We start from the raw sequence: 10,202 nt of genomic DNA on the forward strand, positions 1-10,202 counted from the left end.
GTAATCCGTAAGGATGCGACCGCGCTCAATGACCGTGATGGGTGGTTTCCCGCCAGTCCGCTTCCGGACGGTTCTGCAATGAAGCGGACGTTGCCTTCGCACCCGCTCTCGACCCATTGCAGAAGCTCGGAGGGTCCGCTTCGAGCCTACAGTCCTTGCCTAAAGCTGTTCGCGAACGCCTCGGAAGTGATCTCATCCGCGAGGGATCGAAGCGTCTGTGCGGATGCAGGGCCCAGGAGAGCTTCGACGCGACGGTTGGCGACCGACCACAGCACGGCCCCCTCGTTCAACCGCACCCGTCCCAAGGTCGTCAGGGTGGCGCGCTTGACACGACGGTCGTGGGCGTCCGGCCGTAGCGTGACCAAGCCATCTCGGACCAGGGGGCGCAGCGCGTGCGTCAGCGCGGAGATACCGACCGTCATTGCCCCAGACAACGCCTGCATGGTCGGGCCATCCGCGTCGGCGAGCGTCGTGATGCGCCACATCAGTAAGAGCTGCGTCGCCTTCAGCCCCGTGGGAGCGAACGCTTCGTCGTAGAGGATACCGAGCTGGCGCGTCGCGCCCCTCAGCGCATTGTTCGTGCAGGGAGGCGCGTCGACGATGACCAGTTCAGGATCGCCAGAGGCTTCGTTCATCAGTGGCATCCCCACAAAATAGTTGAGCCCCAAACCATTGCAAAGGGGGTGGCTCATAGGTAGATGGTTGAGCACTCAAGCATCAACTCTTGGACAGGGGCGCACTCGTCATGGCTACCACGATCGGCCGCGCTCATGGGAAGGTCGCTCTCGTCACCGGAGCCTCCTCGGGCATCGGTGAAGCGACGGCTCGCGCTCTCCTGAATGCCGGCTACCGGGTGTTCGGCACGAGCCGGAAGGCCACGGACGGCGCGATCCTCGACGGGATCGAGATGGTCCGCTGCGACGTGACCTCCGATGCGTCTGTCGCCTCTGCAACCCAGTGGGTAATGACCCAGTCCGGCCGGATTGACCTTCTCGTCAACAACGCCGGCATGGGTATCCAGGGCGCGGCTGAGGAGTCTTCTATCGCGGTCGTCCATGCGCTCTACGACACCAACGTCTACGGCGTCGTGCGCATGACCAACGCGGTGCTGCCCGTCATGCGAAAGCAGGGCTCCGGGCGGATCATCAATCTCGGCTCCATCCTCGGCCTGATCCCGAGCCCCTTCGGCGCCCACTACGCTGCCACCAAGCACGCGCTGGAAGGCTACTCGGAGTCGCTCGACCACGAGGTCCGTGTCTTCGGCATCCGCGTCGTCCTGATTGAGCCGGCAATGATCAAGTCCGGGTTCGAGCAGAGCATGGCTGCGCCGGATCGGCCTCTGTCCGTCTACGAGAACGGACGCGCGAACGCTGCTCAATGGGTTTCGGACGGCATGAAGGTAGCGGACGTGCCTGCTACGGTCGGCAAGACGGTCGTCCAGGCGGCCGGTGCGGCTCGTCCCCATGCCCGGTACACCTCCGGCAAGACGGCCGGTCGCCTCGCGCTGTTGCGCCGCTTCGCGCCGGCCTCGGTGTTCGAGAAGGGGCTGCGCAAGGACATGCGGCTGCCCTGATCCCGATGCCACCGACTTGAAGAACCTCGTGCTGCATTCGACGGAAAGTCAGACCATGAAGGCGTTCGCCATCGACGGCTACAAGAGTAAGGACGGATTGGTCGCCCGTGAACTGTTTGTTCCGGAGCCGGGCGACAAGGACGTCCTCGTCGAGATCCACGCCGCGAGCGTGAACCCGCTGGACGCCAAGCTGGCCGAGGGCGCGTTCAAGGCGTTCCTGCCCTACAAGATGCCCCTCATCCTCGGACATGACTTGGCGGGCGTCGTCGTGCGAGTGGGCGCGGGCGCGCGGCGGTTCGCGGTTGGCGACGAAGTCTACGGCCGCGTCGCAGACGGGCGGATCGGGACGTTCGCGGAGTTCATCGCGGTGAACGAGGACGATCTGGCTCCGAAACCGAAGACGCTGACCATGACGGAGGCGGCGGCGGTACCGTTGGTCGCGCTGACCGCGTGGCAGGCCCTGGTTGAGCGGGCAGGCCTCAAATGCGGGCAGAAGGTCCTCATCCAGGCCGGCTCCGGCGGCGTCGGAACGATCGCGATCCAACTCGCCAAGCATCTGGGGGCGGTCGTCGCGACGACCACGGGCACGGCGAACGTCGATCTCGTGAAGGGCCTTGGGGCCGACATCATCGTCGACTACAGGAAGGACGACTTCGCGAAGATCCTCCGTGACTGCGACGTTGTCTTCGACACGCAGGGTGGGAAGACGCTCGACAAGTCCGTGAACGTGCTGAAGCCCGGCGGACAGATCATCGGCATCGCGGGGCCACCCGACCCACGCTTCGCCGAGCAGGCAGGTCTGGCATGGCCCCTGAAGCTCGTCTTCCGGCTCCTCAGCGGGGGCATCCGTCGGAAGGCGAAACGTCACGGCGGCAGCTACGGGTTCCTGTTCATGCGCGCGAGCGGGGACCAGCTCCGCCAGATCACCGCGCTCGTCGATGCGGGTTCGATCCGACCCGTCATCGATCGGGTCTTCCCCTTCGCGGCGACCCGGGAGGCACTCGACTACGTCGCGACCGGTCGCGCGAAAGGCAAAGTCGTCGTCGCCGTGAAGTAGGGCCTGCGCATCGGTCTCGCCGGAGGGCGCAGCCTTTCCTGCCACTCAACCAGCGAACGTCCGCTTCTGAGAACGACGGATAGCGGCTGTTGCGACGAGGTTGGGTCGCAGACCGTCCGTCGGCTCCCGCCGCGAGCCCTCGTGCGAATCGTTCTTAACCGGGATGCTTCGCCAGTCGCGGTTGGTACGCCATCTCCCGGCCGGCATGGGCCGACTGGGAGAATGACGATGGGACATTCGCAACACGACCCCGATTTCAAGAACCGCCGCACATGGAACGCCGGGCGCAAGCTCGGCGCCAAACGCGCCCTCAAACCCCAACAGGTATGGGCCGTCCGCTTCTGGCTCGACCGCGCGTTGTTCGACCTCGCCATCGACAGCAAGCTGCGCGGCTGCGACATCGTCAAGCTCAAGATCGGCGATATCGTCAGCGGCGGTCACGTCCGAACGCGGGCCATCGTCATTCAACGTAAGACCGGCCGACCTGTGCAGTTCGAGCTGCTCGAACCGGCTCGGAACAGCATCCAGGCATGGCTGGAATGCCGGGGTGGAAGCGTGGACGACTACGCCTTTCCCAGCCGGATCGCCCATGAAGCCCACATCAGTACCCGACAGTACGCCCGCTTAGTCGACGAGTGGGTCACCGGTATCGGATTACGGCGGGAGGATTACGGGACGCACTCGCTTCGGCGCACGAAGGCGTCGCTGATCTACAAGCGCACGGGAAACTTGCGGGCGGTACAGATCCTACTAGGCCATACGAAGATCGAGAGCACGGTTCGCTACCTTGGAGTCGACGTTGAGGATGCGCTCGCTCTGGCGGAAAGCACCGAGATCTGAGCACGAGCCCCTCGGCAGCAACGCCGAGGGGTTCTGTGGCAGTTGGCCTTCATCGCCCCATTCCGATCGTTACTTGCTGCCGACAACCGTCTCCGAAGCGGACATCGGTGGTGGGCAATCGATGATCCAGACGGGTGGATTTGAAACTGGCCGCTCCGTGGAAAATGATCGCGAAAGCTGACATTGCGCGATTGACGTCGCACCACCCTCGTTCGTCTGCATCACCTTGTCGCCAGTCGAACCTCACTAAAGCGCATCTTCGATAGATCGCCCTGTGCCTCAAGTACTCCGCTTTCGACGAGAGCGATCACGCGCGCTGCAATGGCCTCATCAAAGAAATTGCGTCGGATAGTCATGATTTTGCCGACGACCACCGCGACCTTCTGCCATCTGACAGTGGCGATCCTTATGATGAGATCGTCAACGCTGAGATCGTTGTTATCGAGGCCAGCCGCTCTATTCGCCCTTTCTCCCTCAACGCAGGAGATGAGGAGCGAACGCTCATACAAGTTGCCGCTCCAACTAACGGCCTCCTCCAACAACACCTGCCTCTGAGCTTCATCCGCTGTACGGAGCCGTTCGCCGAACTCGCGAAGGAACATTCCGAGGCGGTGGTTTGAGTGATCATACAGTGATCGGAGGTTTGCGGGCGTTCGCTCCTCGATTTCGAGGGCTTCAATCGTTAGCAGAGGCCAGCAATCTGCAATCGCTTTGTCGAATGCCGCCGCATCCACGGTGAGCGTCTTCTGCCAATCCCATTGTTCGAGCGCCCATAATGCGCGGAACGCTTCCTGATTGTCTGCGTCGCTCATTCTTCGCCCTCGGCCTGTAGCTCTCCCCGTCGAATTCTGAGGTAGCGCACAGCCGCAGACGATATGCGCTGAGGAAGCCTCTCATCACGTGATAAATTTCGACAGGGTTACCGGAGAGCAATGCCTTACAGGGGTCTGCTTCTAAGAGGCTCCGAGGTGAGTTCCTATGACGAGGTGGGTCGCAAGCGGCGTGGCCGAACAGGGTGGACATCAGCCGGTCTGCTTGCGAACCCGAAAGTAGGAAAGCGGACGGCCGCCAGGGTAGGCCTCATTATCTCATGTATGTACCCAACGCGAGCCGCTGCTTCAAGAGTATCACCAACGCCATACTCTCAGAAGAGTTGTACAAGTTCCCAGGCTCGTTGACGGCGCCGCACAGTCTAACAACAAGGATCACTGAGAATAGCAGAGGGGCGATCGAGGACTAACGCATATGGTAATTTCTTAAGATAAATTATCGATAATTCAAGTGCTATTGCCCTGAATTTAATGCCAAGAACTTAAGTTCCATTCTCTTATGTATATCTAGTCAATATGTGAAGTTTTTTACCCAGAAAAGCTCTGGTAGCCTTACAATACAAATTTCGATCTTTGTATTTGGAAATTGGAATTACAAGATAAAACTGCCACCTTTTATAGTTGGTCAATATACCGCAACCATTAGTTGAAAGACATGACTTGATTTGGTCCGGAGATCCACTGCACTTCTTTGCGCACGAATACTCTTCCGACCATCCTTTGTTGTCTTCTTCGCAGATATCTTGATGAGTGGGGTCATATCCTATCGCCAAGTTGTTCGACAGCTTGATTAGCATCCTCTCTTCGCCGTCGTGAAAAGAGGGATCGATTGCTGCTGCGCGAACGTCTTCGGTCGAAAGATTTACCGCTGTGGCAAGCGTCACGTAGTGTGAATTACCTGGATTATCTTTAATGGCGGCATTCGTCCCTCGTTCCTGAATCACGAATGCTTTTTCCAATTTAATCTTCCAGCATTTAAGACGCGCTCTTTCGCTCGCATCGTCCGGAGAGTCCTTTAAATGTTGTCTTGAATAGAATTCAAGATTACGAACGGACTGGCTTGTCGTTACAGTCACGCGTGCCCCTGGAAAGATAAGATCAGTAATCGAGCTGTCTATCCAAGCAAAAAAAAGAAATAGGCCTGTTAAAACAGCCCCGCCCGCGATTAGGCTGGCGATCAGTGTTCCATATTGCCCGGGCTCTTTGGAACTCATGTGATGCTCGGATTTGCTAAAATTGAATTGCCCATATTTACGATCTTGGTCTAGGTCCTCTTGTCCAAGGTCATTGGGACATTAAATGGGTGAAGATACGATTTAATTGATTGTCTAAACTGGCGTCCAAAACGGTTGCGCATGGCCGCTTCTGGGGATTCAGTGATCCCGTTTCTACGATAAGGTCGGGTCGGAAGCAGCCCGATCGCTTCAGGTTGACGACTATAACGCGGCCTTTAAGGGCCGCCGAATTCAAGGCCGGATCTCCGTTGGGTTTTGCAATGCGTAGTTTGTGGTATCAGCGTTAGAACATTCTTATCTTACTTGTCGCGCTCAGAAGAAATAATGATGACCCGGATCTCAGTTTTTATTGTAGTGGCATTTTGTGCTTTTCATTCGCTTCCAAGTAGTGCTTGCCGAATGGTTTTGCCAGGTGCAGGATCGAAATCAAATGGGGCTAATTTTTCCTACTTCGACCATGTCGCTGTAATGCAGGCTGTCAGTATCGAGCGGTCGGGTCTTGTGCAAGTAAATGGGCTCTCCTCTCGTGATTACATGAAATTGCACGTAATCAAATCTTATAAGGGCTATCTTCCGCCGGATTTTTTCGTCGAGAAGGGCTCTAGTGCTGCATGTGGTCAAGATTTTAGAGTGGGAGCCAAATTTCTCGCCTTCTTTGACGCTGTCCAAGTTGATCCAAAGCTGACAGTGGAACCAGATCTTCCATTGTTTCATACAACCTTATTGAATTTTACCCTGTCACATAAGATCGATATCGACGCTTTGTCGACGGCCGATGAAATCATTCAGAAGGCGAAGCAACGTTAAGCAACGGGACCTGCCAGTTAAAATGACGAAGCGACGTCCGCTTTCAGGAGGCTCAGACCGTTCCTGTTACGGCTAGGTTGGGTCGGAAGCGGAAGGCGGGCACTTCCGCAGAGGTTAGGTAAAATGGAAGAAGAACGCCATACAAGTCCTGACGGCAAGCTGACGCTCGTCGTCGAGCGACTCGCATCCGAAGACGACTTCGCCATTGGGTTCGAGGGATTCGACTGGCATACCCATCCGGACCTTCTTGCTGGGTTCTACCGACAGCCCCACTTAGAAGCGGTTCGAAGGTTTATCGATGAAATTGTGTCTGATCGGCTGAGTGTAGTGATCGCGCGCCGCCACGGTATCATCGCGGATATTTTTGTGAGCTTCGATCCGTCCTCGGAAGAAGACGATCTTCCTGAAGATGTCACGATTGAGCTTCGAACATGGAGCGGCCGGTAAGGGTCGAGAGCAGCCCCCCTGTGGCAGGTACCAAGTGTCAGGTTTTGCCCACTAGCGCGTCCATCACTCGCGAGACGAGATCCGCGACCAGTACCGCGCCGGTCTGGTCGCTGAAGCCAAGTGCCAAGCCGCCGTGCTCGCCACGATAGCTCTCGAACTCCGTCGGCTTGCAGCCGCCGAACTCGAAGGCGACCATGCGATCAGGATCAAGCCGGCCGAGCGCGTCGATCAAATCGCCGAGCGTCATCTGCCGCGGGGCGTCGGTCACCGGTGCCCAATCAGGTCGATCATCCGAACCAGATCGCTTCTGGATCGATCCGGTCCTTCAAATGCCGGGACTAAACACCTAGGACTTATCAGGTTCGGCCGCAGGTTCGGCTACGGCGGCGAGCCCGCTTCCACTCGCTCCATCGGCTACCAGAACTCCCCTTGGGATCATTGGCGCGGCTGAAGCCGCTTCTGCAGATTGCTGCAGGCCCTGTTCAACCTCTTGGAGCAAGGTGGCCAGCGTATACGGCTTTACGAGCAGGCGTGCGCCCGGAGGCATCCGCGAGGATACGCCATGTGGTACTCCTGAGGTGATGATGATTCCGACGTCCCGTCGGCGCTCATACACGGCATGCGCAAGGCCCACACCATCTCCGGCAAAGCTACGGCCAACAATCAGCACCCGCACGGATGGGGTACGCGTCAACACCGAAAGTGCTTCATCAGTGGTGCGCACGCTGATGGGGCGGTAACCTGCATCCCTCAGCATGTCGCTGACAGTCATCCGCACCACCTCATCGCTTTCAGCGACAACAATGGCGACGGGTCGATGATCGGCACTCAATCTGACGCGCTCCTGAGCCTGCGAACTTCGTGTCGCAGAGCTCGGATCCCCCCGTAGCCTAGCAATGAGACTAGGCAGCAATCGACGCGGAAAGATTTTGCACAATCGGCCGTCGGAAGACTAGGCTCTCGAGTCATATCCAGCTCTTTTTGGTCTGCGCGGTTTCGCCTCAGGCGCGCCGGAGCAGCCGATTACTGCCACGTCGAGCTTTATCCGTCGCCGTCAGAGCTTGTAGGACGGCGAAGGTAGAGGCGGTGCCGCTGATCTCGTGCTCAACTCCCTCGTCGACGTGGTCATTCAGATCCGGCGCACCTCGCCCGTCCTAGCCCTCGCCGGCCGCGAGGCAAGCAACGTCAAAGGCGTTGCCGAGCACATCGGCGCGACGGCGCTGGCCTTTTGGTCCGGTGGGCATTGACGCTCTGCTTGAAATCAAGGGCTTTACGCAGCCGGTCGATGGCCTCTTGGACGCCACCAATCCGTTCCGCCGTAATATGCCGATCGGCCTTGCCGATGTGAAGGGCGCTCCCGTGGAGGGACATAATGGTGGAGACCACGGTTTCCATGTCAGCATCGTCGTGGATTGCCATGCGACTTACACTTAATTGCTTGACGCCAAGCATACGCCCGCGAGGCCCTGGATCAGCCGTCAACCCGGTCGACAAATTCAAACTGAGACGTTACCCGCCTGCAGCGGGTCAGCTTGAACGGTGCGCCGGGCAACGGGCTGCTTCCGACCCGACCTCGTCGTTTATGGGGCCCACCGCAGTGCCCGAAAGCAGACGTGCGCTCCGCCGAAGTGCCGGCGGTACCGCGCCCATGCCGGTCGTTCAGCCGATCCTGAGGACATCTCGGAAGCCGACGTTTGCCGGCTGCGCCTCACGGAACCAGTTTCATCGAGCAGGCTGAACCGTTCAGCAGCTACTAGTGCTTTTCGTGCCGGCATCGAAGGATGCACACTAGGAGGTCGCTCCGGGTAGCTCCTGTTGACGGCAAGGCGGCTATGGCTTGTCGCCGCAGGATCAGAAAACCAGATCAGACAAACGCGACATCGACTTCTCGATCTGCCTTCGCAACGATGCGGCACAGCCGCGAGAAGCCATCGGTCTCAATCAGTAGCTTGAACGTCTCCGGAACACCTGCGGACGTGACGATCTTCAGGCCGGCGCCCTCCTCAGATAAACTCCGCACCGTGCAGTCAATCGTTGAGCGGCCTCCGTTAAAAGAGATCTGCCCGGCCTTGAGTACCCTGCGCCGTAGACCCGGCTGCGCAATCGCCGCAGGCCTCCACTCCACGCAGCGATTGCGGCCATCGTCTTTGGCCAGATAGAGTGCGGCATCCGCGTGCTCCAAGAGCGTCTCAGCACTTCCTACGGAAATACCGAGCGCTGCTATACCAAAACTCGCTGTCACTCTGATCGGCTCGCGGGGTGTGGGGATCTGCAGACGAGCAACGGCAGCACGCAGCTTCTCCGCGACTTTAAGCGCTGATGCCAATCCCGTGTGCGGCAGCAGGACGGCAAACTCCTCACCGCCGACCCGTCCGAGCACATCGGACTTGCGCAGCTCGTCGCGGCAAGCCGCTGCTGCAGCGGAGAGGACCAAGTCTCCGACCGGATGCCCGTACTCGTCGTTGATAGCTTTGAAACGATCTAGATCGAGCATGATGCAGCTAAGTTCGTGCCGGTGCCGCAGGGCCAGGGCAAATGCGCGACTGAGTTCACCGCGAAAAGATCGCCGGGACAGGGCGCCGGTGAGCCCGTCCGTCATGGCGAGAACCCGAAGCTCCAGCTCGCTCATAACCACGCGCGCGAGATCATTAAGCGTATCGACCTGATCGGCGGTGAAAGCGCGCGGCTTTGTGTCCATCGCGCAGAGGGTCCCGAGACTGTGCCCTTCAGGGGTGCGTAAAGGGGCGCCGGCATAGAAGCGGATGTGCGGAGCACCCGTCACGAATGGATTGTTGGCGAAGCGCTCGTCGGCTGCTGCGTCGGGTACGATGAGCGGGCGAGCCTCTCGAACCACGACGCTGCAGAAGGCCGGGCCCTTTGGCGTTTCACAGGCGGAGACTCCCTGGCGCGACTTGAACCATTGGCGGTGCCCATCGATGAGCGTCACGGTTGACATCGGGACATCGAAGAAGCGTCGCGTCAGACGTGTGATGCGGTCGAACGCCTCCTCGGCGGGCGTATCGAGGATGTCGTAGCGATCAAGGCTGGCGAGCCGGGTCTGCTCCTGGATCTGCACCGCAGAATTCATGACCTGCTCTTGGCTAGGTTGGGGTAAGCGGCGCAGATCTACCAGGGCGCGCTTTACGGTTTGTTTCTCTCTGATCCCTCAGCAGCGACGACCACAACAGATCCATGAGTTGCGGCGGGCAACGATCTGCAAGTTTCCTCGCTGACGCGGCTCGTAGCTTTGAGGGCCACATCAGGGCGGCAGCTATGCGGCCATCACGGCCGTTCGAACGACCCGGTTGCAATCCGTAAAACAGCGGTTTTGCTAGCGCTTGTATCGGCCGCCATCATCACATCTCTGTGGTCCCTCGATTGTCGCCCGAAAGCAGACCCGCTGAAAACCACCC

General features: G+C 59.0%; 12 protein-coding genes. 6 read left to right on the forward strand and 6 right to left on the reverse strand.

The window, feature by feature from the left end; translation table 11 throughout:
• Window positions 1–146 precede the first annotated feature (146 nt).
• A complete protein-coding gene (locus MGN01_RS22510; RefSeq protein ID WP_147049033.1) occupies window positions 147–635 on the reverse strand; it encodes a MarR family winged helix-turn-helix transcriptional regulator in 489 nt (162 codons plus the stop codon).
• 110 nt (window positions 636–745) lie between these two features.
• On the opposite strand from MGN01_RS22510, the gene MGN01_RS22515 reads away from it, so the two are divergent.
• From MGN01_RS22515 to MGN01_RS22525, 3 genes are all read left to right on the forward strand, one after another.
• A complete protein-coding gene (locus tag MGN01_RS22515) occupies window positions 746–1,573 on the forward strand; it encodes an oxidoreductase (RefSeq protein ID WP_147049034.1) in 828 nt (275 codons plus the stop codon).
• A gap of 55 nt (window positions 1,574–1,628) precedes the next feature.
• Window positions 1,629–2,630 carry an NADP-dependent oxidoreductase gene (locus tag MGN01_RS22520; RefSeq protein WP_147049035.1) on the forward strand — a complete coding sequence of 334 codons (1,002 nt, stop codon included), beginning with the start codon at window positions 1,629–1,631 and terminating at the stop codon, window positions 2,628–2,630.
• A 228-nt stretch (window positions 2,631–2,858) separates the two neighbouring features.
• Window positions 2,859–3,470 (forward strand): tyrosine-type recombinase/integrase, encoded by a 612-nt coding sequence (locus MGN01_RS22525; protein WP_147049036.1) that lies wholly within the window; start codon window positions 2,859–2,861, stop codon window positions 3,468–3,470.
• A 221-nt stretch (window positions 3,471–3,691) separates the two neighbouring features.
• Here MGN01_RS22525 and MGN01_RS22530 read toward each other — a convergent pair whose 3' ends face one another.
• Window positions 3,692–4,282 (reverse strand): DUF3658 domain-containing protein, encoded by a 591-nt coding sequence (locus MGN01_RS22530; RefSeq protein WP_147049037.1) that lies wholly within the window; start codon window positions 4,280–4,282, stop codon window positions 3,692–3,694.
• 515 nt (window positions 4,283–4,797) lie between these two features.
• The gene (locus MGN01_RS22535; RefSeq protein WP_147049038.1) at window positions 4,798–5,514 is read right to left on the reverse strand and encodes a hypothetical protein; all 717 of its coding nucleotides are present in this window, start codon (window positions 5,512–5,514) and stop codon (window positions 4,798–4,800) included.
• A gap of 345 nt (window positions 5,515–5,859) precedes the next feature.
• On the opposite strand from MGN01_RS22535, the gene MGN01_RS22540 reads away from it, so the two are divergent.
• Both MGN01_RS22540 and MGN01_RS22545 read left to right on the forward strand, forming a co-directional pair.
• Window positions 5,860–6,342, forward strand: coding sequence for a hypothetical protein (locus MGN01_RS22540; RefSeq protein ID WP_147049039.1), 483 nt, complete (start codon window positions 5,860–5,862; stop codon window positions 6,340–6,342).
• Between the two features lie 123 nt (window positions 6,343–6,465).
• Window positions 6,466–6,789, forward strand: coding sequence for a hypothetical protein (locus MGN01_RS22545; protein WP_147049040.1), 324 nt, complete (start codon window positions 6,466–6,468; stop codon window positions 6,787–6,789).
• Between the two features lie 37 nt (window positions 6,790–6,826).
• Here the strand turns inward: MGN01_RS22545 and MGN01_RS22550 are convergent, their stop codons facing one another.
• A complete protein-coding gene (locus MGN01_RS22550) occupies window positions 6,827–7,057 on the reverse strand; it encodes a hypothetical protein (RefSeq protein WP_147049041.1) in 231 nt (76 codons plus the stop codon).
• Window positions 7,058–7,135: 78 nt separating this feature from the next.
• Window positions 7,136–7,621, reverse strand: a complete 486-nt coding sequence (locus tag MGN01_RS22555) for a response regulator (protein WP_238258450.1) — start codon at window positions 7,619–7,621, stop codon at window positions 7,136–7,138.
• Between the two features lie 268 nt (window positions 7,622–7,889).
• Here MGN01_RS22555 and MGN01_RS23855 point away from each other — a divergent pair, with 268 nt between their 5' ends.
• On the forward strand, window positions 7,890–8,036 hold the full coding sequence (locus MGN01_RS23855; RefSeq protein WP_170246125.1) for a hypothetical protein: 147 nt from the start codon (window positions 7,890–7,892) through the stop codon (window positions 8,034–8,036).
• 617 nt (window positions 8,037–8,653) lie between these two features.
• Here MGN01_RS23855 and MGN01_RS22560 read toward each other — a convergent pair.
• The gene (locus MGN01_RS22560) at window positions 8,654–9,877 is read right to left on the reverse strand and encodes a GGDEF domain-containing protein (RefSeq protein ID WP_147049042.1); all 1,224 of its coding nucleotides are present in this window, start codon (window positions 9,875–9,877) and stop codon (window positions 8,654–8,656) included.
• Between the last annotated feature and the right edge of the window lie 325 nt (window positions 9,878–10,202).

Source organism: Methylobacterium gnaphalii, from assembly GCF_007992215.1.
Lineage (GTDB): Bacteria > Pseudomonadota > Alphaproteobacteria > Rhizobiales > Beijerinckiaceae > Methylobacterium > Methylobacterium gnaphalii.

Coding starts and splice junctions, on each gene's coding strand:
- MGN01_RS22510 (WP_147049033.1), bottom strand. CDS start 635: ATGAACGAAGCCTCTGGCGATCCTGAACTGGTCATCGTCGACGCGCCT.
- MGN01_RS22515 (WP_147049034.1), top strand. CDS start 746: ATGGCTACCACGATCGGCCGCGCTCATGGGAAGGTCGCTCTCGTCACC.
- MGN01_RS22520 (WP_147049035.1), top strand. CDS start 1,629: ATGAAGGCGTTCGCCATCGACGGCTACAAGAGTAAGGACGGATTGGTC.
- MGN01_RS22525 (WP_147049036.1), top strand. CDS start 2,859: ATGGGACATTCGCAACACGACCCCGATTTCAAGAACCGCCGCACATGG.
- MGN01_RS22530 (WP_147049037.1), bottom strand. CDS start 4,282: ATGAGCGACGCAGACAATCAGGAAGCGTTCCGCGCATTATGGGCGCTC.
- MGN01_RS22535 (WP_147049038.1), bottom strand. CDS start 5,514: ATGAGTTCCAAAGAGCCCGGGCAATATGGAACACTGATCGCCAGCCTA.
- MGN01_RS22540 (WP_147049039.1), top strand. CDS start 5,860: ATGATGACCCGGATCTCAGTTTTTATTGTAGTGGCATTTTGTGCTTTT.
- MGN01_RS22545 (WP_147049040.1), top strand. CDS start 6,466: ATGGAAGAAGAACGCCATACAAGTCCTGACGGCAAGCTGACGCTCGTC.
- MGN01_RS22560 (WP_147049042.1), bottom strand. CDS start 9,877: ATGAATTCTGCGGTGCAGATCCAGGAGCAGACCCGGCTCGCCAGCCTT.